The following is a 26,430-nucleotide window of genomic DNA, read 5'->3' as shown; positions in this document are numbered from 1 at the left end:
CGGCATAATCAATGTTAAAACTGTCAGACCTATGTAAAGGCTATGTAGATGGGGGAGAATTTCACCCTGTATTACAAGGGGCAGAATTAACATTACAGCAAGGTGACCAAGTCGCTCTGATGGGAGAAAGTGGTTCGGGTAAAAGTACTCTGCTGAATTTAATCGCCGGATTAGATACTGCTGACTCTGGTGAAGTGCAGTTTCCAAATTTTGCTATGCATGAAGCACCGGAGCATTTAAGAACCCTTTATCGCCGCAACAATATTGGGAATATCTTCCAACAATTCAACCTGCTTCCTACACTCAATATTGCCGACAATATTCGTTTTTGTCGTCAGTTAAAAGGTCTGCCGGAAGATAAAGAGTTGTGGCGTCAAATTCTTTCTGCTTTGGACTTAATGCCATTGCTAGGACGTTATCCGGAAGAGGCGTCTGGTGGTCAGCAACAACGTGCGGCGATTGCTCGTGCACTCTATATGGAACCTAAAATCCTACTCGCTGATGAGCCAACTGGTAGCCTAGACGAGCGAAACGCAGAAGCGGTAATGCGCTTATTGACGAGTCTCGCTCGCCAACTGGAGTGTACTTTGCTGTTAGTGACGCACAGTGAAAAAGTGGCGGCCCATATGGAAGGTAAGATTCGACTTCAAGGAGGGCAACTGCATGTTATGGCCCGTAGTTAAGGCACTACTCGGTCATTACCGTCGTTACCCACTACAAATTATTCTTGTCTGGCTAGGGTTAACCTTAGGCGTGTCCCTTCTTGTTGGTGTTACTTCTATCAACCAGCATGCAAAACAAAGTTATGCGACAGGAGAAAAGCTTTTCTCCAATCCTTTGCCATACCGAATCCGAACTAAACACTCTGCCAATAAAATCCCTCAAGGTTTCTATATCCAGTTGCGTCGAGCTGGGTTTAACCAATGTGCGCCGTTTGACGTGCTACATCTAGATGCTAAAACCGATATGAGCTTGATGCTGGTGGGGATTGATCCTGTCGCGATGATTCCATTGCAGCAAGGCAAATCTTTGGGTGAGATGCCCGTTCTATCATTAATGAAACCTCCTTATCCCATTCTAGTTAGTCAAGATTTGGCCGCTTACATGAGTTGGCAGGATGGGGACTTTATTGAGATGAATGACGGAAGTCGTCTCGGACCGATTCAAGTCGATAAAAACAAAATGCTCTCAGGGACTCGGCTGGTTACTGATATATCGTTGTTGCGTATGCTCAAGCGGAGCTCAGGTTTATCTGCGATTTCTTGTGGTGAAATGCCAGAGGAAAAGCTAATAGCACTGAAAAATATGCTACCTAATGGCATGACGCTCGTTAGGAATACGCGCACGGAGCTTGAATCGCTAACTAATGCATTCCACATGAACCTCACCGCGATGGGGATGCTGTCATTTTTGGTCGGGTTGTTTATTTTTTATCAAGCGATGTCTTTGTCATTTATTCAGCGACAACGTTTGGTGGGTATTTTGAGACAGACGGGGGTCAACGGAACGCAGTTGGCTCAAGCATTGTTGTTAGAGTTGTCGTTGCTCGTCTTTATTGCGTGGGCGTGTGGTAACTTTTTTGGTTTGATCTTGGCAAATGAGCTGATCCCTGCAGTCTCATCGAGCCTGAGCGATTTGTACGATGCCAACGTAGGCTTAACAATAGGATGGTCTTGGCAGTCCAGCTTATATAGTCTGATCATGGCAGCGATGGGCGCATTAATATCGTGTTTGTGGCCATTGATTCGTTTGTTGAAGTCACAGCCAATTCGTCTATCTTCTCGACTGTCATTAATGCGATTTGCAGGGCGTGAGTTCTCTTGGCAGGCGCTTGCTGCGTGTGCGTTTTGTGTCGCGGCAATCGCAGTGTATCAAGCACCGAAAACACAAGAAACTGGCTTTGCCATTATTGCGCTGATGTTGGTTAGTGTGGCCTTGTTCATGCCATTTATTATGTGGCATATGTTCCAGAGCTTTTCTTACACCATGCGTTGGGTACGTGTACGTTGGTTTTTTGCCGATGCGGCTGCGAGCATGAGTTATCGCGGTGTGGCAACAATGGCGTTTATGTTGGCACTGGCGGCAAATATCGGCGTAGAAACGATGGTAGGCAGTTTTAGGGATACAACCGATAAATGGCTCAACCAGCGATTAGCAGCGGATATTTATATCTATCCGACAAATAACTCAGCAGCTCGGATGAGTGCGTGGCTGCAAAACCAACCAGAAGTCAACTCGGTTTGGTGGCGTTGGGAAAAAGATATGCCAACCGAACATGGTGCTTTGCAAGTGGTGAGTACAGGCTCTTCTGAAGGTGAGCTAGATGCACTGACGGTAAAACTAGGTGTCCCGAATTACTGGTATCAACTGCACGCGACCAAGAGCTTGATGGTGAGTGAATCGATGGCCTTGAAGTTGGATATTCGCCCAGGAGACTTCATTAGTTTGCAGGAACCACTAGGTGGAGACTGGCAAGTCGTTGGTGTTTATTACGATTATGGAAACCCGTATAACCAGGTGATGATGTCGCACCGGAATTGGCTGTATGCATTTGCAGGGACGGGCAATGTTGGCCTTGGTGTGGTGTTAAAAGATAGCGTTAATGGGGAGGGGCTGAAAAATCGCTTAGAAAATGTATTCCGCCTCCCGCAAGACCGTGTGTTTGATAATGGTAATATTTATAGTCAGGCAATGAGGGTATTTGATCATACCTTCGCTATTGCAGGAACCTTGGGCAACATCACGCTGATTATTGCTGTGTTTGGCTTATTCTTCGCGACATTGGCGGGCGAGTTGTCGCGGCAGCGGCACTTCTCTTTGCTGAGATGTATGGGGGTATCCGGAAAGGAACTTGTCGCATTAGGTGGTTTGCAGTTGTTTGTTTTCGGGGCCATTTCCGCGATTATTGCGGTGCCACTTGGTCTGGCACTTGCACACTTGATCGTTGATATTATCATTAAGCAATCATTCGGCTGGTCTCTGGAGCTTCAAACGATCCCTTGGGAATACGCTCAAACTATTGCTTGGGCGATGCTTGCCATCATGATTGCTGGCGCATTGCCAGTTATTAGAATGATTAAGAGTACGCCAATGAAGTCATTAAGGGACGCGTTGTAATGAAAAAAGTGGGCTCTAAAAAACGCTTGTTAGTTTCAACGATCATTGTTATTACGTTTGCCTTTTTGACCGGGGCTGCTTTTTACTCAACTTTTTGGTTGGAAGCGACAGCAACACAAGAAAGCGAGCTTAATTCTATTCTAACGCGTGAAAATCAAACGATTTTTGAACCTGTATTACCTGACGAGCATGTCTCTTTACCGTCAGACTTTCGCTTTCATCCCGAGTACCAACATGAATGGTGGCACTACTTTGCGAAACTGAAAGATGAACAAGGGAAAATATACAATGTTCAATGGAGTTACTTCAGGGTCGCGACAGACGAGCGAGAAACCAGCGGATGGCAAAACCCTCAACTGTACATTTCACATGTTGTCATTAGCCATGGTTCGCACGTCTGGAAAGAGCAACGTGTAGCGAGAGGCGGGATAGGCCAAGCTGGCATGACTAATCGTCCTTTCAGGTTATGGATTGATAATTGGACATGGCGTTCACTTGGTGCAACGCCTTTCCCTGGTAACTTGAATGTGACTACCGATACGTTTGGTTTAGATCTCAATACTATGACAAATGGCCCCTTTGTCGTGAATGGAGACAAAGGTTTTCAGGTTAAACACGCGTTGCAATCTGTTGCCTCTTTCAGTTTTAGTGCGCCATTTTTAAAGGTGAAAGGGAGTTTGAACATTAATGGCAAACGCTTCTCTGTTGCTGGCTCTGCTTGGGCTCAGAAAGAGTGGGGCAGTGGCTTAATTGGTGAAGGGCAACAGGGTTGGGATTGGTTTGTATTCAATTTAGATGATGGTCGAGCACTGACAGTCAGCCGCTATCGCCACCATGGACAAACACCGCATGTATTTGGCACCTTGTCCACACGCTCAGGTAAAGTCATTAATCTCTCAGATGATGATATCAGTATTAAACCAATGCAAGTGACCAGTTTATCAAATGGAAGAAGGCTGCCTTTGCAGTGGATTATTAATATTCCAAAGCATCAAATTAACTTGACCACTCGTATTATCAAATCAGATATGTGGCTTCCGTTTGTTATACCGTATTGGGAAGGTCCTACCTTAGCTTCTGGCTCCAACGAGGCTTGGGGCTTTATGCAGCTCACTGGTTATTAAATTCTGATAAAAACCACCCTAATGGGTGGTTTTTTAGTGGATGAAACTTCCTGAATTTTTCTCAAAAGTATGGGGTTATCATGACAGTACATGCCATGTTATGCTGATTTTCTCATAATCTTGATAAACATTTGGCGCGATAACCACAAGTACGCGCTGTGATCAAAATTGAGTGTTATGTTGGAAAATACGATGTATAGTAAACTTCATATCGGAAAAATCGAAGTTTATACTCTGAAGAAGCGATTATTCTAAAGTTTTCGACCGCTATACACTCTTATCATTCTTTGTTAATCGTTTATTAAGATAATAAATATAAGGACGAAACCATGAACGATGTCATTCGTGACTTTTTCAAAATGGAATCAGCTGGTGGTATTCTTCTCGTGATTGCCGCGGCAATTGCGATGACCATTGCTAACTCACCGCTGGGCGAAACTTATCAATCTGTACTGCATACTTATGTATTTGGTATGTCAGTTTCTCACTGGATTAATGACGGCCTAATGGCTGTTTTCTTCTTACTCATTGGCCTTGAAGTTAAGCGAGAGCTACTTGAAGGTGCGTTAAAATCAAAAGAAACCGCAATTTTCCCTGCGATTGCAGCGGTTGGCGGTATGTTAGCTCCTGCTCTTATTTACGTAGCCTTTAATGCCAACGATCCTGAGGCGATTTCTGGTTGGGCAATTCCAGCGGCGACAGATATCGCTTTCGCTTTAGGTATCATGGCGTTATTAGGTAAGCGTGTACCAGTAAGCCTAAAAGTGTTCTTGCTAGCGCTTGCTATCATCGATGATTTAGGTGTGGTTGTTATTATCGCGCTATTTTACACCGGTGACCTGTCGACCATGGCGTTGCTTGTTGGCTTCATCATGACTGGTGTCCTATTCATGTTGAATGCGAAGGAAGTAACAAAACTTACGCCATACATGATCGTCGGTGCGATCTTATGGTTCGCGGTGCTTAAATCTGGTGTTCACGCAACATTGGCAGGTGTAGTGATTGGTTTTGCTATCCCACTAAAGGGAAAGCAGGGCGAACATTCTCCACTTAAACATATGGAGCACGCGCTTCACCCATACGTGGCATTTGGTATTCTGCCTCTATTCGCATTTGCCAATGCGGGGATTTCGTTAGAAGGCGTATCGATGTCAGGTCTGACTTCAATGCTGCCACTCGGTATTGCTTTGGGTCTGCTGGTTGGTAAGCCTCTAGGTATCTTTACCTTTAGCTGGGCAGCGGTAAAAATGGGCGTTGCTAAGTTACCTGAAGGCGTTAACTTCAAGCATATCTTTGCGGTATCTGTGTTGTGTGGTATTGGCTTTACAATGTCTATCTTCATTTCCTCTTTAGCGTTCGGAAATGTAAGTCCTGAATTTGATACCTATGCTCGACTCGGTATCTTAATGGGTTCGACGACAGCAGCATTACTTGGCTATGCCTTACTGCACTTTTCTTTGCCTAAGAAAGCGCAAGCGTAAGATAAAAATGCGCTATTTTGTAAAGCCTCCCAATCGGGAGGCTTTTTTATACCCATAGTTCAGTACATCAGCGACTTAATAGCGACACTTTCGTATTGAGCGGATGTCTAGACCATGGAGATGAACGGAATCATCGAAAAGGTAGGTTGGTAGATCTGCGGGCGAAAAAAAGCCCAGCCGAAAATTTGACTGGGCGGATACAAACATAGGAGTTAATAAGAAAAAAGCAGCAACGTAACAATTAGATGGAAACAAGTTTGACGGCCAGTGAAACTTAAAATGCCCTAGTTGTTACATTTATTCAGACCGAGCCTTTTCCAAACAGTTCCATTTTTTTTCAAAAAAATTCGATTTAATTCTTTCTGCCCGCTTGTATCGTAAAGAAGTAAGAGAAGAGGCGAACAGCGTAACCAACTTAATGGCGGTTTGAAACTCGATAGCCCTCTTTTCTATAGTAGCTATAAACTTAAATTGCATTTCAAACCCGCACCTCCTGCTCCGACCGCCCAACGACATTGCTAGTGTTCAAATACGATGGTTTGCGAAACGTGGTCATTTTCTTCAGGCGAGCATCATTTGCTTATTAGACTTAAATTCAAAAGATTAGATCACACCTTCTAAGTTCTGGTCAGACCAATTGGTGAAAGTGTGATGTTAATCATTTGTTAATCTAAAGTTTCAGGAGTATATTTTCAAACAGTTGTTTAATACGAGTGATTAAAATGGCCCCGAGAACATCAACAAAAGAAAAAATACTCGATGTCGCAGAAGGACTCTTTGCTGAACATGGTTTTAATGATACTTCGCTAAGAACGATAACAGGTAAAGCGAACGTCAACTTAGCATCGGTAAATTATCACTTTGGCGACAAAAAAACGCTAGTTAGAGCGGTTTTAGATAGATACCTAGAAGCGCTCATGCCGAGCATTAAAACCTCACTAATTGAGTTAAATACGCGTGATAGCTACGACATGGACGACGTCTTTGAGTCATTGCGTTTACCTTTGCGTACATTAAATGATGTGCGCCCCAATGGTACTGCATTATTCATGTTGTTAATTGGCCGTGGTTACACAGACGTACAAGGTCATCTGCGTTGGTTCATCACCACTCGATATGAAGAGGTACTTAACCTCTTCACCTTCTCGATAATGAAGGCAAACCCGGAACTATGTGAGGAGCAGCTGTTTTGGCGACTGCACTTCACGCTAGGTACCTGCGTATTTACGATGGCTTCAAGCCAGGCTCTTTCGGAGCTTGCTGAAAGTAAATTTGAAAAGGAAGTCGATGTGAAATCTGTCGTCGATTTACTGATTCCTTATTTGTCAGCAGGAATGTCAGCGAAGCAGTTGGCACAAGACAAATAAGAAAGTTAAACCAATAATAAAATTATGCCCAGAGCGGTTACGTGAACAAAAGGATCTGAACTATGAGCTCTCTACGAAGAAAATGGATTAGTGACCCAGCTTTTAAAGTGTTCAAAAAAGTATTGCCACCTCTCTCTAGCACCGAGAAAGAGGCGATGGAAGCGGGTAGTGTGTGGTGGGATGCCGAACTATTTTCAGGCAAGCCTAACTTCACTACATTGCACCATTATCCAACGCCGACACTGACAGCAGAAGAGCAGTCATTTATGGATAATGAGCTTGAAACCCTGCTAGAAATGCTTGATGACCAGAAGATTGTCAAAGAAGACAGGGATTTACCGCCTGAAGTATGGGAATACTTACGTAAAGAGCGATTTTTCTCACTGATCATTTCAAAAGCGTATGGTGGTCGTGAATTTTCCGCTTTAGCGAACTCAACCATTGTTTCTCGTATTGCTACTCGAAGTATCAGTACCGCGGTATCGGTAATGGTACCGAACTCTCTTGGTCCAGGTGAGCTTTTATCGCACTATGGCACGCAAGAGCAAAAAGATTACTGGTTGCCTCGTCTTGCTGATGGTACCGACATTCCTTGTTTTGCATTAACAGGGCCCGAAGCGGGATCTGACGCCGGTGGTATACCAGATCAAGGCGTAGTTTGTTATGGCACTCACGAAGGCAAAGAAGTGCTTGGCGTGCGAGTTAGCTGGAATAAACGCTACATCACACTTGCGCCAGTGGCGACAGTGCTCGGATTAGCATTTAAGCTACAGGATCCAGAAGGGCTACTTGGTGATAAGAAAGAGGTTGGAATCACATGTGCGCTGATCCCCGCTGACCATGAAGGTGTCGAGATAGGCGAGCGCCATGATCCTCTGGGTTCTGCATTTATGAATGGTCCGACTCGTGGTGAAGATGTCTTCATCCCTATGGACTGGTTGATCGGTGGCGCTGATTACGCAGGTAAAGGTTGGCGTATGCTGGTTGAGTGTCTTTCTGCTGGTCGTGGTATCTCTCTCCCAGCGCTTGGCACAGCGATTGGTCATCTTACTACACGTACAACCGGTGCTTATGCTTACGTGCGTAAACAGTTTGGTATGTCGATCGGTAAGTTTGAAGGTGTCGCAGAAGCAATGGGGCGCATTGGTGGTCTTACTTACCTACTAGAAGCGACACGTACGCTGACGACGACTTCTCTCGATATGAAAGAAAAACCTGGGATCGTAACCGCGATTGCCAAGTACCACATGACGGAAATCGCGCGTACTATTCTAAATGATTCGTTTGATATCCATGCGGGTCGTGCGATTCAAGATGGCCCAATGAACTATCTTGCTAAACATTATCTCGGTATTCCAGTTGCTATCACTGTTGAAGGCGCGAATATTCTGACTCGTAACCTGATGATTTTTGGTCAAGGTGCGACTCGTTGTCACCCATATGTACTGAAAGAAATGGAAGCCGCGGCGAATCCAGATTCTGAACAAGGGGCGAAAGAATTTGACAACTTGCTCTTTAAACACATCAAACATGCGGTAGGCAATACATTTGGTGCATTTGGCGCGGCGCTAACTGGTTCTCGGTTTGTCAAAGCACACATGAGTGGCCCAACACAGCAATACTACAAAGAAATCACAAGAATAAGCCGAGCGCTTGCTGTTAGTGCTGACTTCGCGATGTTAACACTAGGCGGTGATTTGAAGCGTAAAGAAATGATTTCTGCACGTCTGGGTGATGGCTTAAGTTATCTATATATGGCGTCTGCCGCACTGAAAAAGTATGAAGATGAAGGACGTCAACAAGGCGATCTAGATTTTGTCCACTACGCCGTTCAACATTGTTTGTATAACGCATCTAAGTCATTAAATGAGGCTTATACCAACTTCCCTGTGAAATATGTTGGCGGTGTGCTGAAAGGGTTATTGTTCCCACTTGGTAATCATTTTAATAAGCCAAGCGATGAACTGTGTGTGAATCTGGCGGAAGCGATGATGACGCCAGGAGCACAACGTGATCGACTCACGCATCTTTGCTACATCGGAAAATCCGACGACGACAGCGTAGGCTTAATGGAGAAAGCCTTCCTCGCAATGTACGAAATCAAACCTTTAGAGCGTAAGCTTATGAAGGCGGCGAAGGATGGGAAAGTGGCTCGTAAAGGTCTTTTACACGACCGTTTGCAGCAAGCATTTGAAGCTGGCGTGTTAACTGAGCAAGAAATTGACCAAATCATGGCGGCAGACAAATTGCGTTACAAGGCGATTCAAGTTGACCACTTTAGTCATGACTTTTCTGAAGTGCGAACTGATTGCCCAAAAAAGTCGCATTTGAACCCGGCGGCATAGTAAACCGTTAATACTAAGAAAAGCACCTCAATGAGGTGCTTTTTTGTGTTTTTGCAGAGTGGATGTTGGGATAGTGCTCCAACCACTTGCCTTTTCAGAGCATTTTTACAGAAATTAGATGCGAAATCCCGACGAAACTTTTATCCTAACAAGGTTTTTTAAAGGAAGTTGAATATGATCATCAAACCTAGAATTCGTGGATTTATCTGTACTACAACGCACCCTGTTGGTTGTGAAGCTAACGTAAAAGAACAAATTGCGTACACTAAAGCGCAAGGCCCAATCAAAAACGCACCTAAGCGCGTTCTTGTTGTCGGTGCATCAAGTGGCTACGGTCTATCTTCTCGTATCGCTGCGGCATTTGGTGGCGGTGCATCAACTATCGGTGTTTTCTTCGAAAAAGAAGGTACGGAGAAGAAACCAGGTACGGCAGGCTTCTACAATGCGGCTGCTTTTGAAAAGCTAGCGCGTGAAGAAGGCCTGTACGCAAAAAGCCTAAACGGCGACGCTTTCTCAAATGAAGCGAAACAGAAAACTATCGAACTGATCAAAGAAGATTTAGGTCAGATCGATATGGTGGTTTACTCACTGGCTTCCCCAGTACGTAAAATGCCAGAAACTGGCGAGCTAGTTCGTTCAGCGCTTAAGCCTATCGGTGAAACTTATACATCAACTGCTGTTGATACCAACAAAGATGTGATCATCGAAGCAAGTGTTGAGCCTGCAACAGAAGAAGAAATCAAAGACACAGTAACCGTTATGGGCGGTGAAGACTGGGAACTTTGGATCAATGCACTGTCTGATGCTGGTGTTCTTGCTGAAGGCTGTAAGACAGTCGCGTACAGCTACATTGGTACTGAGCTAACTTGGCCAATCTACTGGGATGGCGCACTAGGTAAAGCGAAAATGGACCTAGATCGTGCGGCGAAAGCGCTAAACGACAAGTTAGCAGCGACAGGCGGCAGTGCAAATGTTGCTGTACTTAAATCTGTTGTAACTCAGGCAAGTTCCGCAATTCCTGTTATGCCACTGTACATTGCAATGGTATTCAAGAAAATGCGCGAAGAAGGCGTACACGAAGGCTGTATGGAACAAATCTACCGTATGTTCAGCCAACGTCTGTACAAAGAAGATGGTAGCGCAGCAGAAGTGGATGAGATGAACCGTCTACGTCTGGATGATTGGGAACTTCGTGACGACATTCAGCAGCACTGTCGTGAACTATGGCCTCAAATTACGACTGAGAACCTAAAAGAACTGACTGACTACGTAGAGTACAAAGAAGAGTTCTTGAAACTATTTGGTTTCGGTGTTGAAGGCGTAGATTACGAAGCTGATGTAAATCCAGCGGTTGAAGCTGATTTTATCCAAATCTAATCGAATGACTGATTAGACAACCGATATACAAAAGGCGCTCATTGAGCGCCTTTTTTGCTTTCATCAGTCAAAGTTATTAACTTAATATTATCAGGATCGTACCGGCTAACGTCATCAGAATATTAGCAATCGCATAGGTACCCGCATAGCCAAGAGCAGGGATGGTGGATTTAGCGTAGTCGTTGACGACATCCATAGCTGGGGCACAAGTTCGGGCACCAATAATGGCACCGAAGAGCAGGGCACGGTTCATCTTGAGTATGTGTGCGCCCACTAAATAGGCCAGTACCACAGGCACAACACTAACAATGAATGCTAAACCAATCACTTTTGGACCAACTTGAGTCAAGTGCTCGAACATCTTTCCGCCTGCACTTAGACCTATTCCCACCATAAAGAACATCAAACCCAAATCTTTGACCATATTCAGCGCCCCCTGCGGGACATAGCCGAAAGTAGGGTGATTTGCTCGTAAGAAACCAAGTGTAATACCAGATAACAAAAGACCTACCGCGTTACCCAAGCTGAACGAAACCTGGCCGAATGTCATCGTGATGAGGCCAAACAGAATACCCAAAATAAAGAAGCTGCAAAAAGCGAGTAAATCGGCCATTTGACTGTGGATCGAGATGAAACCGATTTTTTCCGCGAGTCCATGTACTCGGCTTTTCTCGCCGCTCACCTGAAGGACGTCCCCTTTAGCGAGCACAATGTCTAAGTCCATCGGCATTTCTATTTGCGCCCGTACCACGCGGTTTAAGAAACAGCCAAACTCAGATAAGTTTAAATCAGATAAACGCTTGCCTGCGATAGCGTCACTTTTTACGACAATTTCTTCTTCAACGATGCGCAAATCAAGCAAGTTACGATCAAATACTTCTTTACCGTTGCGGAAGCTAGGATCCAAGCGAGCATGACTATCAGGGAAACCAACCAGTGCAATTTCATCACCCTCTTGCAAAATGGCATCACCATCTGGATGGGCGAGAATACCGTTACGGCGGATTCGCTCAATGTAACAGCCAGTTTGACGATAAATGCCCAGTTCACGCAAGTTCTTGCCGTCAGTCCAGTCAATCAATTCTGGACCGACTCGGTAAGCACGAATAATCGGTAAGTACACTTTTCTTTGGCTTGAATTTCCAAGGCCACGTTCTTGAGCAATTTGCTGCGCAGAATCAGACAGGTTCTGCTTCTGTAGTTTTGGCAATAGCTTCGCGAACATGATCATGCTAATTAAGCCGACCAGATAAGCCATCGCGTAACCCACGGATAGATTTTCTAATACCAAAGAAAAATCCATATTGCGCGGTATAGTCGCAAGGCCAGAGTTAAGAGCGTCTTGTGCACCAACCAGTACAGGTGTTGCTGTCAACGCGCCAGCCATCATACCGGCTGACAAGCCAAAATCGAGGCCGAAATAGTGGCTCAAGCCATACGTTAAGCTGACTGCGGACACGAGAACGGTCATACTTAAGATAAAGTAATGCTTACCATCTCTGAAGAATATGCCAAAAAAGTTTGGTCCAGCTTCAATGCCAACGCAATAAATAAACAGCATAAAGCCAATGGTTAATGCTTCTGCATTGAATGAGAAGCCAAGGTGACCCATTACCAACGAGGTAATTAGAACGCCTATGGAGTTGCCTAGTTGTAATTTGCCAAATCGGATTTTTCCGATGGCAAGGCCAATGGCTAATACGACGAAGATTAGAAGGATAGGGTTTTGCTCAAGAAGGTATACGACGTCTATGTTCACTGTGTGGCTCGGTAAAGTGTGTGCCAAAAAGATTAAGAATTGCGAATTGTAACTAAATATAGCAAAAAGATAAGTGAATTTTTTTAGGTTTTACCATTAGTTGACGTAAGGTAATAACCAACTGAAAAATAATAAAAAAGCCGCATGAAGCGGCTTTCTTAAAAACTGTCTTGATTACTCGTCAAATAGACCTAGGTGCTCTTTCGCGTATGCTTCGAACTCGTCGCAGCCACCGATGTGCTCTTGGTCGATAAAGATTTGAGGAACAGTTTCAACTGGTTTACCAACTGTTTTCTCAAGATCTGCTTTAGAAATGCCTTCAGCATGGATATCAACGTAACGGTAGTTGAAGTCGTCACGCTTCGCTTTTAGCGTTTCTGCGTGTTCTTTTGCACGAACACAGAAAGGACATGCAGGGCGACCAAAGATAACAACGAACATAATCTTATTTCTCCTAAATCTATTCTTTTTTGAAAGCGTACAAAACATAGCGGCTGAGTGCGCTCTCTTTTGTTGCAGTAACTATGCCCGATCCAGATACGGAAATAAAGCGGCAATTACCTCTTGGTTCTATAGGTGAAATCTATCGAATAAAAACTAAACGCGCTCCCTTATTCTATGGCTCTAAAGTATGTGAAGTGACGCATAAAAAACATACATTTAAGGGGTTAATGATGGCAAGGTGGAATTGGTCAATTTTTTTTATTCAAAAACATAGCAATCTAATCTGGCTATACGCAAATGACTTCAACTCTTACATAAGTGTTAAATCAGAGGGCAAGAGGTTATTTGGGTATATTATTTTGGGAGGATGTGTATGTTTCAGTTTATGACTGCAACAAGGATTATATTTGGTGAAGGTGCACTTCAGTCTTCATTATCCGTTATCAACCAATTTGGCTACAGTGTTTTGCTGGTAACTGGGAAGGACACCCAACGAGCCACGCCCATCATTAACTACCTTAAAGCTCAAAATATGCGTTACCAACACGTAGCAATCAATGGCGAACCTTATATCACAATGGTAGAAGAGACCGCGGTACTCGGTAGAAAATTCCAGCCTGATATGGTGATTGCTATTGGCGGTGGCAGTGTCATCGATATGGGTAAAGCCCTAGCCGCTATTATTCCTAATCAAGGCAATGTTTACGATTACGTCGAAATGGTAGGAAGAAACGTACCATTAAAGGCAAAACCTCTTCATTTTATTGCAATTCCTACGACAGCAAGCACGGGCTCAGAGGTGACTCGAAATGCGGTGTTGAAGTCTGGACAAGATAAAGTGAAAGTGAGTCTTCGAAGCCCTGATATGCTGGCAGACGTTGCCATTGTGGATCCGACGCTCACTTATGGAACCGATCAATACACATCCGGGCGTGGCGCGATGGATGCGTTCACTCATTTGATGGAAGCGTATGTGTGTGGTGAGCCAAACCCTCTTACAGATATGGTGTGCGAAGAGGGACTTCGTCGTTTAAGCCGTTCAGTGATTGCTGCTTGTAAGCAAGATAATCATAAGGCTCGCTCGGATTTATCATTCGCTGCGTTGCTCGGTGGCATGGCCATTACTAATGCCAAATTAGGTGCTGCGCATGGGCTTGCGTCGGCGTTAGGAGGTAAGTTAGATGCTCCCCACAGCGTGATCACGGCGCGTCTTGCACCGCACGTGATGCAGGAAAATATTAACGCCGCGAAGCTCGCTGGTAGGAATGATGTGATAAATCGTTATCGTAAACTTGCCCAACTGGTTACCGATCGTGCGAACGCGAATGAGCACGATGGGGTTCTTTGGGTAAATATGGTGTTAGATAAGTTAGCGTTGCCGTTACTTGGCCAATTCGGAGTATGCCAAACTTCTTTTGAACAAGTGGCGAACGATGCGCTTAAGTCGATGGCGATCAAAGGCAACCCGCTACCCCTTAATCAGGAACGTTTGATATACATATTGCAGCAAGTCTGTGATTGCAGTGGAGAGTGTGTGGCAGAGAGCACACAACACGTGAGCTCTGTAGAAGTGCTTGAATCAAGAACGGACTTATCGAGTGTGAACGACTTGGGTTGATGTATTGATCTAAAACACATTGAAAAAAGGGGGAGCGTCGAGCTCCCCTTTATTAAATCTTTCACTAAACAGCAGGACTTAGTACTGACTTAGCTTGTCATAGCGACTATCTTTCAACGCATCTTTTACGCGTTTTAGGTTCTCACGGAAACCTGTACCACGGCGGAGTGTGAAGCCAGTTGCCAGTACATCAATCACCGTCATCTGTACAACTCGACTCGCCATTGGCATATAAACGTCGGTATCTTCAGGAATATCAAGCGTAATAGCGAGTGAACTTGCCTTTTCTAACGGTGAGTCCTTTGCTGTAATCGCAATGACCGTCGCGCCGTTTTCACGAGCAAGGTTTGCTATTTCGACCTGACTCTTCGTTCGACCTGTGTGAGAAATAAGAACCACAACATCATTATCACTGCAGTTAATACAACTCATACGCTGCATGACAATGTCTTCAAAACAAGTAATTGGAATATTAAAGCGAATAAACTTGTTTTGTGCGTCTCGGGCGACAGAAGATGATGCACCAAGGCCAAAGAATGAAATGCGTTTCGCTTGCGTTAGCAAATCGACCGCACGGTTCACTTGCATTGGATCTAAACTGTTCTTTGCGACATCTAAACACGCCATGGTCGATTCGAAAATCTTATGGGTGTACGCGTCTGGGCCATCGTCTTCTTCCACATTACGGTTAACGTAAGGGGTACCGTTGGCTAGGCTCTGTGCCAAGTGAAGCTTAAAATCTGGAAAGCCCTTGGTGTCCAGACGACGACAGAAGCGGTTTACAGTGGGCTCACTAACATCAGCCATTTTAGCCAACGTTGCAATGCTTGAATGAATTGCAGTTTGTGGAGACGCCATAATTACTTCCGCAACTTTGCGCTCTGACTTACTGAAATTCTCCAGGTTTTTTTGAATTTTTTCTAATGTATTCATAGTGTTCACGAGGGTATAGAGAACAACTCGCTGGCTCTGTTAACGAAAGGAAACACGAAGATTCCAGAGTAGAGTGGGGCGTTAACGAAAACAACCAGCGCCATAGAATCAGTATAAACCTGATCATCAATCAGTCTAAACCAATAACGGATACTATTTAGTGAGAATTTGACAGGCCTCAAACAAAATGTTGTAAAAACTACAGAATTGGATGTGTAATCGATGTTTTGTTGCGCCAGTCGCACGAGAATGATGTTTGAGTTACATCAAAACGAAAAAAAATTTCAAATTGATGTAACTCTTTCGGGCCATTAAGACGATTGGATATCAGTGACCACCTGCTGAATTCTTTCCATCAAATTTGGTGCTTGCTTGGCGATTTCACGCTGTTCATCAAGCACAGAACTCAAAATCTCTTTGGTCGTCAGCGGATTAGCCAAAACCACTCGGAACACAATCGTGTTCATGCGCTGCCATTGGTCTGGGTTCAGTCTTGTACGTGAAACAAACGATTTGCCCGTTTCGCGCTGACGCTTTTGAATAAACTGTGTTAATTCATTAATCAGTTCATTCAGTTGTTCTTTTTGTGAACCTTCCGCTTTTGCTAATGCCTCACGGATGAATGGCGGCAAGTAGCGGTACGTGAGGAGACAAAGCTCTGGTTCAGAAACCAATTCGAAATCATCTTGCTGCTTGATTAAATCTGCAAAGTAGCGAGCTTTTTCAATGCTTTGGTCTATCAGCAGCTCATAGCCAGGGCGGCTGATGATGTGCATTGCGGCATAGACTAACATTGCCATGCCCGAACGAGAGCCTTCTAATGTATGGCTGCCTAGGTCTTTTGAGCCTTTACGCAAGATATATTGAGCGTGATGCTCTATGGATTTCATTGCGTCAGGATCTTTGAACAGAACCATACCAGCGCCCATCGGGATGTAGAGTTGCTTGTGCGCATCAATGGTTACTGAGTCTGCCATTTCCACACCGTTAAGAAGGTGACGGTGGTGATTAGACATAAGTGTTGCGCCACCCCATGCGGCATCCACATGGAAATGACAACCGTGAGCTTGGCAGACTTCTGCGATTTCAGGTAGCGGGTCGACATTACCAGTCTCTGTTGTACCAGCTACACCAATAACAGCAATAGGCTTGATGTTTTGTTTCTCTAGTTCAACAATTTTCGCTTTAAGGTCGTCGACAATAATACGGTTGTTGGCATCTGTTTTAACCGCAACCAAGCCATCTTGACCTATACCTAGTACATCGGCTGCTTTCTTAAGGGAGTAGTGACCACGCTCAGACACCAATACCGCTAAGCCATCGTAGCCATAATGCTTCATGGCTTTAAATAGGCCTTCTTTCTCAACGCCTTTAAATGAACCATTGGCTCTTAACGCCTTGTTACGTGCTACCCAAAGTGCAGTGATATTGGCAATGGTACCGCCGGAGCAAAATGCGCCCAATGAGTGGTTTGCGCTATGCATCCACTGATCGTAAAACGTATCGCTCTGACCATAGATCAAGCGATGTAGCATGCCCAAAACTTGACGTTCAAGCGGGGTAAAGGCTTTAGAAGTCTCTATCTTTACCAGGTTTTGGTTTAAGGCGATCATGATCTTTGACAGTGGCATCAAGAAATAAGGCAGCGCCGATGTCATATGACCAATGAAGCTTGGTGAAGAAGTGTGAACGGAGTGCGACACCAAAGTGTCGAGTAAGTGTTCTGTATGATCTGACACGAACTCTGGCTGCTCAGGAATCTGAGCAGAAGAAAAGTCTTTTTCGATTTCGCGTAAAGGCTTTTCTTCTGCCACGATGTGTTCACGAAGAAATTGATTTAGATTTCGCGAGAGGCTCTCGTCAATTTTGGTTAACGTTGAGTCAGGACCTTCTGGGACAGTGAAGATCTTTAGCAAGCTCTCAAAGCTAACGTCAGCGGTTTTTTGTTCCTTAACCATAGCAAAGAATCTTTGTAGTTATTGTGGTAATGCGAGCGGCACAATCTAAACTAAAACGGGCGCAAAGTCCCGTTTTAATTGTTGAAACCCATGTTGCTGAAATGAAAATTTTAGGTGAGGGCTACAATCTTCGCATTAAAAAATCGTTGATTTTAATGTGTTAAAAACACTCGGCGTTTTCGAGCATCCTCAACGATTAATTAATCACACTTCTGCTTTTCAATCTTCTCTATTGACTGATTGTACTTATTAAGCGCGGTATCAATTTGTTGTGGATGGCTAAGCAGGTCGGCGAATGCTGAACGAAGCTCGTAGTTTTTGGGGTGGTTAGTCGATTGACGGTCACTAAACGTTTGTTTTGCAACTTCACCTAACTTATCACTTCGGCTTGCTAGCTGCTTAACGTCGTGTTGTTCCAATTTTAGCCATGCTTCGATTGGCTGTTCTGTTGCAACACGGCTAGGATCGTTCTCTAGAAAATAGTGAACTGCTTCACGGTTTAATTCAAAGTGATGTTTACGGCCGTCCAAGAACCACTGGCTAACTTCTTTTAGATCTGGATACTGTGTAACCGTCAAATCAACAAGATCTTGATACCACTGTAGTGAGGCATCAACATAGCCGTCGTATTTGCTGGCAAGACATTGTTGATCTGCGGCAAACGTAAAAGTTGAGCTTGTAGCGAGGAGCGCTGCAACGACAAAGCGTTTCATTCTTCTTCCTTCTGGTTGTTATCCCTTTATTAACGCAAGGCACATAAGTTGATGTTTCACCCTTCTTTCTCTTTAGTCGTGATAAATCATTGGGCTAATTGACAAAAAGAAAGCGGATTATTGCCAAAATCTTGATCACTTTGACGTTAACTAGGTATTTGAATTTTTGCCGTATTGTAATGGATGTTAAAGCGAAAACCTGAGATCTAGCTAGCAAGTGATACAAAGAAAAGCATCATAACTGGTACCAGTAAACTCAAAATAAACCCACTAACGATGGCGACTGGGACACAACGCACACCACCTGTAGTCTGAATAACAGGTAGGGTAAAGTCCATTGCTGTTGCACCTGCATAACCAATTGCTGTGCACGGATAGCTGCGAATAAAGAGAGGAATGGCTACCAGCGCGACCAGCTCTCTCATCAATTCGATCAGGAAAGATGCTCCCCCAAACACGGGGCCAAAAGCGTCTCCCATCAAAATTCCTGCGAGTGAATACCAGCCAAAGCCTGAAGCCATCGCGAGGGCTTGATAGAGAGGAAGGTCCAAAAGTATCGCTGCAATAACGCCACCAAGCATACATGTTGCGATCACAACTGCCGCAATGGCCATACCCTGTTTATTTAATAAAATTTGGCGGAGAGTAAGACCACTATTGCGAAGCTGAATACCAATAAAAAATAGGAGCAGGAAGAGTATCCATTCGCTCGCTGTATCCACCCAACTTAAATCGATGGGTAACAGCAGACCAACTACTAGCCCGCCACCAACGACAACAATCAGCTTTACTGATTCTAAAGCCATCGAGGATAGTGGCAGCTTCTTTTGATTCTGATTGGTCTGGAGAGGAATAATCCTATCGATAATAGGCAGCGCTAACAGGTTACAGGTACTTAAACATAAAAAGAAAGTACTCGCATAGAGGAGAATACTCTGTAAGTTGCTACTTAAGTTATCGAGCGCTGCTAGGCTAAGTCCCATCAACGACAAAATGACGTAAATAAGGTAGGACGTTGATTGATTGATCTTCTCCAGTAACGAGGCTCGAGATATAGGAATTAGATACCCCACAACAAGTGGAGCGAAAATAAATAGCATCCCTGAGAACATAAAGCTCTATGATTCCTTTTTTGAGATAATACCAACACACATAAATCAAATTATTTATCGGTTGAAATTAGAGAGATATTTCACCAAATACCAAACGCTGCTCAGCCTTGAGCGAATCGTTTATCGCGAATTAGGTGTGAGAAAACGATAAATTACAAGCCGCTAGCACTTAGCACTGCACGTATTTGGTCATTGAAGTCAGTATCACTCATATTGCTGAGTTCATACAAGACCTCTGCACCTGTTAAGTTGAATTCAACTTCGTGTTCATCAATGCGCTCATCATGATTGCGGAACATCAATAAGTGATGCGCGATTCTTGCAATGTCTAAATAACTTACTTCCGGTCGCGTTTGCTCGTACTTCTCGTTTGAGGAGACCTCTCTAAAGTCATTGTCAAATCCCCAGCGCTCGAGCACCAGTTTGCTTGTTGCTGAACAACGAGTTTGGAAGATTTGCAACGCAATTTCAGGATCTAGGTAATTGCCTCTATCTAAGTACAGGTGGTACTCGTTAATTAGACAAAACAAACCGATATCGGCTAGCAGACCAACCAGCAATGCTTTTTCTTGCTCCAAGTGCCCATAAGTACCTGGCTCGTGTTTACGAAACGCTTGAACTAATATCACCATGACGGCACCGAGTTCTCGGGATACCGCTGCACTTTTCACCAAGATAGCATTACATTCTTTGGTTAAATTTACTGAATGTTTAAGTTGTTCAATCGCTTGTGCGGTAACAATATCACGCACGCGCAGTATACCAAGGCGAGATACCGCGGTGGTTAAGTCATTGCAGGTAATGTTTCTGCGATTGAAAATTACAGAGTTTGCTACTCGCAGAACGACCGCCGCCAAGCCGGGGTCTTCTAACAAACAGTTAGCAACATCTGAAATAGTGGTGTGTTCTTCGACACATAACTGCTGAATTTTAAGCACGACATCAGGAATAGGGGGTAATGAAATCTTACCCGTTGAGATGGACTGTTCTACCAGCTGAGCAAACTCGGATTCCAGTGCGTTTATAAGCTTATCTTTATTATTTGGCAGCCAAAAAAATGATAAATGTTCCATTGTGACGCTGTACTTGAGATCTTTCGTACAGTGTACCCTTACAGCGTATTCTTTATCAATTAAATGCGTATCACGTGCTCGTAATTGCCAGCGAGATCATAATGATGGCGTGTTTTGGGCATGCCGTGCGTCAAAAAAATATCACCACATGAATAATAAGTGTGAAACTAATCACGTATGCCGAATATATACTTTTTTATATGTGACCTATGTCCTAACTTATTTTTCAACGTTAAGTATGATTAAGCAAGTTGGTGAGCACAACTCACAAAAATATCGCCAACAAATCGACATTTATAATTCGCTATAAGCTGCTGTTTATCTGGTGACATCGCTAATCGGGGTAATTTATTCAGATTAAAGAGGTCAATGGACATGACAGACCAAGCTTTTTTTAAATATGTACGCAACTTTAGTGAGTATCAAAAACGTTCTATGTTCGGTGGTATCGGTTTATTCACCGATGATGCTATGTTTGCGCTTGTCAGCAATGATTGCTGCTACTTACGTGGTGGTAATGGATTGGACGAAGTGTTTACTCAACTGAATTGCGAAAAATATAAGCACGTCAAAAAACAGACGACGGCAACCGTAAATTATTATGACGTAACAGATTTGTTTGAATCCGGATATGCAGGACTCGATGAACTGGTACAAAAATCAATTGAATACTCAATTAAGGAACGAAAATATCAAAAGTCTTCTGCCAGTAGACGTTTGAGAGATCTGCCAAATATGCAGTTAACTCTTGAGCGAATGGTCAAGAAAGCAGGTGTTGATGACGTAGAAACCTTTTTAGAACTTGGACCTGTAAAAGTCTTCAACAAAGTTAAAGTGGCTTATGGCAATGACGTTGATGTTAAGTTGCTTTGGAAATTCGCTGGTGCAACTGACGGTGTTCATTGGAAACTGATCCAAGAGCCGCGTAAAAAGCAGTTATTGGCGCTGTGTGAGTAAGCAAACTGAACGCACGATGATTGACTCGTTTTGATGGAGTTAGCGGGTCGTAAAGGCAAGTGTTGAAAGCGGAAAAAGGACATTGAAGTTTTTGACCACTTCATTGAGTTAGTCATTAGATTAGACAAAAAACCGAGGCATGGGCCTCGGTTTTTGTTTTTTAATTTGCTCTTTTATTAAAGCAAAAATCTTAAAACTTAAAACGCGTAGTGAACATTACCTGATCACCATAAAAGTCGTTGATACGCGCTTCAGCGCCTAGAGAGAAAAGCTCAGTTGAGTGGAAACGAGCGTATGCTGCACCGGTCCAGTCGTCATCGTTATCAATAGAAACGTAGCCGACTTTGCCGCCTACTTCTAATTGAGGACCTAACCATTGACGAACACCTAAGTTCAGTTCCATACCTACGTCAGTGCTGCTATCGCTTGAAGGTTGTACAACGCGCATTAGCATTTCACCTGTAAGATCAGCCCAGTTGTTTAGTGGCGAATGAAAGCCAAAACCAGCGGCTGAGTCAAAATCACTTTCAAACTCAGAGTCGATACGAGCAATAACATGTGCGTTAGGGTGAATTGATTTGCTGAATCCAGCACCAAATGTCACAGGACTTGCGCCAATACGTGCTTCGAAATAGTCGTAGCTAAAGTTGCTCATAGTTGCTGGCGCATTGCGGTCGTTTGCGGCTAGGGCATGGCTTGATGCCACTAGTAAGGCAGCGGCTAATAGTGTTTTACGCATAACTAACGATAAACCTTGTTCATTATTTCCATGGATTCAAGCAACCACTTGAACCGTAATCTGATTTGTCCGACATCATAATAAAAAGGAAGGTCCACGACCAACAAAAATGTGTCGATGTTTTGTCAATTAACTTAATAGTTAGTTGGTTTAAGCAAAAACTACGCCATATACATAACGTCTAAGAGCATCAATCGGATAAATAGTGATGCTTTTCCATACTCGCGCTATTGCGCGAAATAACGTGGATCAGCTGGCTTTGGTGACATTCAAGCTAGAGCCACGCATATTACTCGCCGAAGCTTGCTCTGCGTTCAGCCATGGCATTGAGGATCGCCTCAGAATCAAGGACTTGAGTCCAAGATAATAAGTTATCATCATTTGCAATCATAAAAGCAGTAAGCTGAGACACGATTGCTTTTCTCAACTCTTCACCTCTCCATGGTTTGGCTATGTAATAGTCCAGACTTGCGTTATTGACGGCCTCAACGGTGTCTTCTAAGCCGGCTTGTCCTGTAAGTAAGACTTTGCGGGCCGCTTTTGTGTCACCATTTTGACTGAGTTCGATTAAGAAGCTAATCCCAGTTTGCTCCGGCATAATGTGGTCGCATAAAATGAGCGCAAGCTGAACTTCCTCTTCCGCCATCTCCTCGATCACTTGCCTTGCTTCAGTGACTGATTCCGCTCCCTCGACAATAAAATGTTCCTCAAAGGGAGCGAGATCCTGGAGCACGCTATCCAAGACTTCTCGTTCGTCATCGACACATAAAATTAAATACTTGGTCATATTTCATCTCCTTTTTCGATGACTGGTAACCAGACTGTCATTCGTGTGAACTTGTCGAGCTCTGATTCGACGTCAATCCATCCCTTATGTGCTGTCACGATTTGCTGGCAGATGGACAGCCCAATGCCTAAACCAAAGTTGCCTTCTTTTTTCGTCGTGAAGTTGAGCTCGAAAATGGCATCTCTTTGCGATTCAGGAATGCCACACCCATTATCTTCAAACGAGATAACGGCGTAATGTGTATGATCTTTTTCTGCAAGACGTGTTTGTATTTTTAAAACGCCTTTTTCCGGAAATGCATCAATGGCGTTAGAGACCAAGTTCGTCCATACCTGTTGGAGCGCGATTGGTTGACAAAGGATGGGAGGTAAATCCGCATAATCAGTGGAGACCTGATGCATTTTTAGTTTGTTTTCGAAGATCACCAAGGTATCTTCAATACCTTCATGAATATCAGCATAGTGCTGGATCTCATCATCTGAGCGTGCGTAACCTTTAAGGCTTTTCACCATATCTGCAATTCGCGCAGCACAGACGTTAATTGAGCGAAGAGTAGAACCTGCTTTGTGGTATTGCTCAAGAGTATCGAGAACATGAGAAGACACTTGCTGTTTTTTCGTTAGTTGAGTGAGTAACTCGTGATCTGACTCTAGCCCAAGGTTCACCACTTTCTTTGCCAATGTTCGGTCTGGAAGGGCATGATTAAGTGCTTTAACGCGTGATCTGAGCTCAGCGGTTGAAGCGGGCTTTGCGGTTTGAGCTTTGCCCAACAACTCAATGCCTTTGATTTGTACATCGGAACTGGGTACTTCGTTAAGTAATCGTGCAAGCGTATGCGTTAAATTCTCTACGCCCCTCAATATCGCTGCTATCGGATTATTTAGTTCATGCGCCACGCCCGCAACCAACTGGCCGAGCATCGCCATTTTTTCTCTTTCAATGAGTTGCTGGTGGGCAGACTCCAGCGATTCGAGCGTTTTTTGAAGTTGCAGCTTGGTGTTGATGCTTCTTTGTAATCGGCGGTTGAAGTGGCGTAAAAGCAAGTTTGTAAAAAGAGGCAGCAAGTTTGAGTCGCTTTGCATCACTTTATTGAATACGTTGCGATCGAGTTTGATGACCTCTGTCTTTGTCAGCGTTAGGGCTGTCGAGAAAGAACATTCCCCAGTAACAAACGACATGCCTCCGACAATATTACCTTTGTTATGGCGTACAACCTCTCGCTGCATGCCTTGTTCATCGCGCTTGTACAGAGCCACTTCACCATCGGTAATAAACCACAAAAAGCTATTTGGCTCGCCTTCCACGGTTAATAAGTGTTCAGGTGAGTATGTACGGCACGCTCTTGTTTCGTCGTTATCTTTGAAAAACTGCTGGAGAGCGGAGATCACTTGCTCGGCTAACTCGGCATCAGACATCGAGTGGTAGTCGTGTAAAAAGCCCGCTTGATAATGGCTCATCTGATTATTGATGTGCGCTCGCAACAAGCTGTGATGATCCAATATCTGACTGTAACTTAGCAGGTCTTCTTTACCGTTTCGCAAGATAAATTGGGTCAGCTCTTTTTGCACTGTGTTAAATAAGACGTGATCTGGCAAAGGTTTAGTGAGGCAGTGGTCGAGCCTGCCTTCATTAACAGCGGTGAGAATTGCCTCTATATCAGACGAGCAGCTAATAAGAATTTTTCTTGCTTGCTCGGTATGCGGCATCCGGTCTAAACCAATAAGAAAATCCACGCCATTAAAATGAGCGTGATGGCTCGCTATGACTAAAGCAACAGTCTGTTCTCTTTCTTCCAGATACTCTAAAGCGCTTTGAGCCTCTTCTATCGATTCGACAGAAAAAATATCAAACTTACTTGAGAAGGCAGACAGCTCCAATCGAAACTGTTCAGCACTGATTGGGTTGTTGTCGAGACACAACACAGCATAACGATTCACAGATGTTTTAGCTCCGGTTAAAACTTCGCCACGTAAACTTTAACAATAAAAGGACATGATGAGTGGGAGCCAAGTATGATTCCTGATTAATGGACTAGAATAAGCATCAATAGTCTGATTTGTCTCAATGTTTTCTCCGCAGGTGGTTTGGGGTAGACTGACCGAAAATACCTAATAAGTGACGTTATGCAAAATCTTAAAAAAATCGGCGCCATTGGTGGTGCTATCTCATTAGCGCTGTGTTGGCCATTGGCTGTCGGACAAATTGGTCAGTCCATCATTGAAGATGGTATTACCAATATGAATGATGAAATGATTAAAGGCGAAGTGGTCGAGTATCAGCGTGGCTATTTGTCTTCAGTCGTGCTGACTCGTTATTCAGTTGTTGATCCTGAGCTTAAAACGCAGCTAGAGCGTGATGGCATGCCAACGACGTTTGATGTAACCAGTGATGTTAGCCACGGTCTAACAAGCCTAACAGCAGATTCAAAATTGGTGGACAATGACTTTTTGCCTCTCACGATGCATAGTCAGACTCAGCTTAATGGCAATACGGCATTCACCCTTGACCTAGACAGTTGGCATTATCGTAACGAAGCGCAAGGTGTTTCTGTTTCTACAAGCCCTGCAAAAGTGACAGGGGATGTGACGGTATTGGGTGATCTCAATTACCAAGTTTCTGTTCCTTCTGTTCAAGTGGATTTTGAAAACGGTGAAGAGCTTCATCTGAATGCATTGACAGGTCAGGGTAAAGGTAAGCAAGCAAAAGGCTATTGGCTGGGTGAGCAATCTTTTTCTCTAGAGAAGCTGGATGTGGTTGATTCGAACTTAACGCCTGTCTTTTTGATTGAGAATGCAAGTTACCGCGGCAACACTACGATGAATGAGTCTGGTGATAAGCTGAACAGTCAGCTGAACCTAGATGCTAAGAAACTGCGTTTAACTGATGGTACGGATGTCGATAACTTTAAGTTGGATTTCTCAATTGCAGATGTGGATAGCCAGTCATTTGACCAAATTATGTCTATCTATCAAAGCTCTCCAATGTTAGACGAGCAGGAAATTGCGAGCTTATTGCCGCATGTTGACACGCTGTTTAGCAAAGGTTTTGATTTATCCGTGAATGAGCTTTCACTTGCATTTGGTGACGGTAAATTCCATAACGAGTGGCAATTATCCATTCCTGAAGGTACTGACCACATTACTCAAGACCCAATGAAGTTGATGACGGCGACTACTGGTGAGCTCAGCACTTACTTCTCTGACGAATTAGTGACGCACTACCCATTTATTCAAGAAGGAATCGATGAGCTGCTCATCATGGAGTTGATCGAGAAAGTAGAGGGCGGTTATCAACTCAAAGCAGAAATCGGTGAAGGCAAATTGAAGTTCGAAAATGGACATGAGTTCCCATTAGTGGCGCTACTTATGCCTGCCTTGATGCAACAACAGTAGCCAAGTATTGTTGCGGAATTAATCCAATTTAACGCTTAGTCTTTAAAAAGAGGTCGTAAGACCTCTTTTCTTGTTTTTATCGCTGCGAAAACGTGATATTAATTTCGTAATATTTACATAGCAGGAGCAATGAG

At 44.0% G+C, this 26,430-nt stretch carries 20 protein-coding genes; 10 read left to right on the top strand and 10 right to left on the bottom strand.

Features of this window, described 5'->3' with window-relative positions; all coding sequences use genetic code 11:
• Window positions 1-11: 11 nt before the first annotated feature.
• From L3V27_RS10505 to fabV, 7 genes are all read left to right on the top strand, one after another.
• Window positions 12-683 (top strand): ABC transporter ATP-binding protein, encoded by a 672-nt coding sequence (locus L3V27_RS10505; RefSeq protein ID WP_005378040.1) that lies wholly within the window; start codon window positions 12-14, stop codon window positions 681-683.
• Window positions 664-3,117: an ABC transporter permease gene (locus L3V27_RS10500; protein WP_237311814.1), complete on the top strand. Its 2,454-nt coding sequence runs from the start codon at window positions 664-666 to the stop codon at window positions 3,115-3,117. Before L3V27_RS10505 ends, L3V27_RS10500 begins: the two co-directional genes overlap by 20 nt.
• On the top strand, window positions 3,117-4,241 hold the full coding sequence (locus tag L3V27_RS10495) for a lipocalin-like domain-containing protein (RefSeq protein WP_203342304.1): 1,125 nt from the start codon (window positions 3,117-3,119) through the stop codon (window positions 4,239-4,241). Before L3V27_RS10500 ends, L3V27_RS10495 begins: the two co-directional genes overlap by 1 nt.
• Window positions 4,242-4,570: 329 nt before the next feature.
• Window positions 4,571-5,722 carry a Na+/H+ antiporter NhaA gene (nhaA, locus tag L3V27_RS10490; RefSeq protein WP_006742626.1) on the top strand — a complete coding sequence of 384 codons (1,152 nt, stop codon included), beginning with the start codon at window positions 4,571-4,573 and terminating at the stop codon, window positions 5,720-5,722.
• Between the two features lie 722 nt (window positions 5,723-6,444).
• Window positions 6,445-7,089, top strand: coding sequence for a TetR/AcrR family transcriptional regulator (locus L3V27_RS10485; protein ID WP_005393225.1), 645 nt, complete (start codon window positions 6,445-6,447; stop codon window positions 7,087-7,089).
• Between the two features lie 62 nt (window positions 7,090-7,151).
• On the top strand, window positions 7,152-9,434 hold the full coding sequence (locus tag L3V27_RS10480) for an acyl-CoA dehydrogenase (protein ID WP_237311812.1): 2,283 nt from the start codon (window positions 7,152-7,154) through the stop codon (window positions 9,432-9,434).
• Between the two features lie 174 nt (window positions 9,435-9,608).
• Entirely contained in the window at window positions 9,609-10,811 is a 1,203-nt protein-coding gene (gene fabV, locus L3V27_RS10475) for an enoyl-ACP reductase FabV (RefSeq protein WP_006742624.1), read from the top strand.
• A gap of 76 nt (window positions 10,812-10,887) precedes the next feature.
• Here fabV and L3V27_RS10470 read toward each other — a convergent pair whose 3' ends face one another.
• Both L3V27_RS10470 and L3V27_RS10465 read right to left on the bottom strand, forming a co-directional pair.
• Window positions 10,888-12,570 carry an aspartate:alanine antiporter gene (locus L3V27_RS10470; RefSeq protein ID WP_006742623.1) on the bottom strand — a complete coding sequence of 561 codons (1,683 nt, stop codon included), beginning with the start codon at window positions 12,568-12,570 and terminating at the stop codon, window positions 10,888-10,890.
• A 174-nt stretch (window positions 12,571-12,744) separates the two neighbouring features.
• Entirely contained in the window at window positions 12,745-13,011 is a 267-nt protein-coding gene (locus L3V27_RS10465) for a GrxA family glutaredoxin (RefSeq protein WP_005378026.1), read from the bottom strand.
• Between the two features lie 376 nt (window positions 13,012-13,387).
• Between L3V27_RS10465 and L3V27_RS10460 the strand changes: the two genes are divergently transcribed.
• Entirely contained in the window at window positions 13,388-14,632 is a 1,245-nt protein-coding gene (locus L3V27_RS10460) for an iron-containing alcohol dehydrogenase (RefSeq protein WP_237311811.1), read from the top strand.
• A gap of 78 nt (window positions 14,633-14,710) precedes the next feature.
• Here the strand turns inward: L3V27_RS10460 and L3V27_RS10455 are convergent, their stop codons facing one another.
• The 5 genes from L3V27_RS10455 to L3V27_RS10435 form a co-directional block, all read right to left on the bottom strand.
• Window positions 14,711-15,565 carry a MurR/RpiR family transcriptional regulator gene (locus L3V27_RS10455; RefSeq protein WP_005378021.1) on the bottom strand — a complete coding sequence of 285 codons (855 nt, stop codon included), beginning with the start codon at window positions 15,563-15,565 and terminating at the stop codon, window positions 14,711-14,713.
• A gap of 311 nt (window positions 15,566-15,876) precedes the next feature.
• A complete protein-coding gene (gene panP, locus L3V27_RS10450; protein WP_237311810.1) occupies window positions 15,877-17,523 on the bottom strand; it encodes a pyridoxal-dependent aspartate 1-decarboxylase PanP in 1,647 nt (548 codons plus the stop codon).
• A gap of 200 nt (window positions 17,524-17,723) precedes the next feature.
• Complete coding sequence (locus tag L3V27_RS10445; RefSeq protein ID WP_012841922.1) at window positions 17,724-18,236, bottom strand: hypothetical protein; 513 nt, start codon at window positions 18,234-18,236, stop codon at window positions 17,724-17,726.
• 206 nt (window positions 18,237-18,442) lie between these two features.
• Window positions 18,443-19,348, bottom strand: a complete 906-nt coding sequence (locus L3V27_RS10440) for a lysine exporter LysO family protein (RefSeq protein ID WP_006742620.1) — start codon at window positions 19,346-19,348, stop codon at window positions 18,443-18,445.
• Window positions 19,349-19,500: 152 nt separating this feature from the next.
• Window positions 19,501-20,421 (bottom strand): HDOD domain-containing protein, encoded by a 921-nt coding sequence (locus L3V27_RS10435; RefSeq protein ID WP_005393212.1) that lies wholly within the window; start codon window positions 20,419-20,421, stop codon window positions 19,501-19,503.
• A gap of 369 nt (window positions 20,422-20,790) precedes the next feature.
• Here L3V27_RS10435 and L3V27_RS10430 point away from each other — a divergent pair, with 369 nt between their 5' ends.
• A complete protein-coding gene (locus L3V27_RS10430) occupies window positions 20,791-21,378 on the top strand; it encodes a TfoX/Sxy family DNA transformation protein (protein WP_005393210.1) in 588 nt (195 codons plus the stop codon).
• Between the two features lie 190 nt (window positions 21,379-21,568).
• Here L3V27_RS10430 and L3V27_RS10425 read toward each other — a convergent pair whose 3' ends face one another.
• The 3 genes from L3V27_RS10425 to L3V27_RS10415 all read right to left on the bottom strand — a co-directional run bounded on the left by L3V27_RS10425 (window position 21,569) and on the right by L3V27_RS10415 (window position 24,841).
• On the bottom strand, window positions 21,569-22,117 hold the full coding sequence (locus L3V27_RS10425; RefSeq protein WP_005393208.1) for a hypothetical protein: 549 nt from the start codon (window positions 22,115-22,117) through the stop codon (window positions 21,569-21,571).
• Between the two features lie 289 nt (window positions 22,118-22,406).
• Window positions 22,407-22,904, bottom strand: a complete 498-nt coding sequence (locus tag L3V27_RS10420) for a response regulator (protein WP_012841921.1) — start codon at window positions 22,902-22,904, stop codon at window positions 22,407-22,409.
• The gene (locus L3V27_RS10415; RefSeq protein ID WP_237311809.1) at window positions 22,901-24,841 is read right to left on the bottom strand and encodes an ATP-binding protein; all 1,941 of its coding nucleotides are present in this window, start codon (window positions 24,839-24,841) and stop codon (window positions 22,901-22,903) included. The genes L3V27_RS10420 and L3V27_RS10415 overlap by 4 nt, the downstream gene beginning before the upstream one ends.
• Window positions 24,842-25,027: 186 nt before the next feature.
• Here L3V27_RS10415 and L3V27_RS10410 point away from each other — a divergent pair, with 186 nt between their 5' ends.
• Entirely contained in the window at window positions 25,028-26,296 is a 1,269-nt protein-coding gene (locus L3V27_RS10410) for a DUF945 family protein (RefSeq protein WP_005393205.1), read from the top strand.
• The last annotated feature ends 134 nt before the right edge of the window (window positions 26,297-26,430 follow it).

This window comes from Vibrio sp. J2-3(2022) (genome assembly GCF_021725735.1).
GTDB classification, from domain to species: domain Bacteria; phylum Pseudomonadota; class Gammaproteobacteria; order Enterobacterales; family Vibrionaceae; genus Vibrio; species Vibrio diabolicus.
Note: the sequence above shows the minus strand (reverse complement) of the source record. Positions and strands in the feature narration are given on the sequence as shown.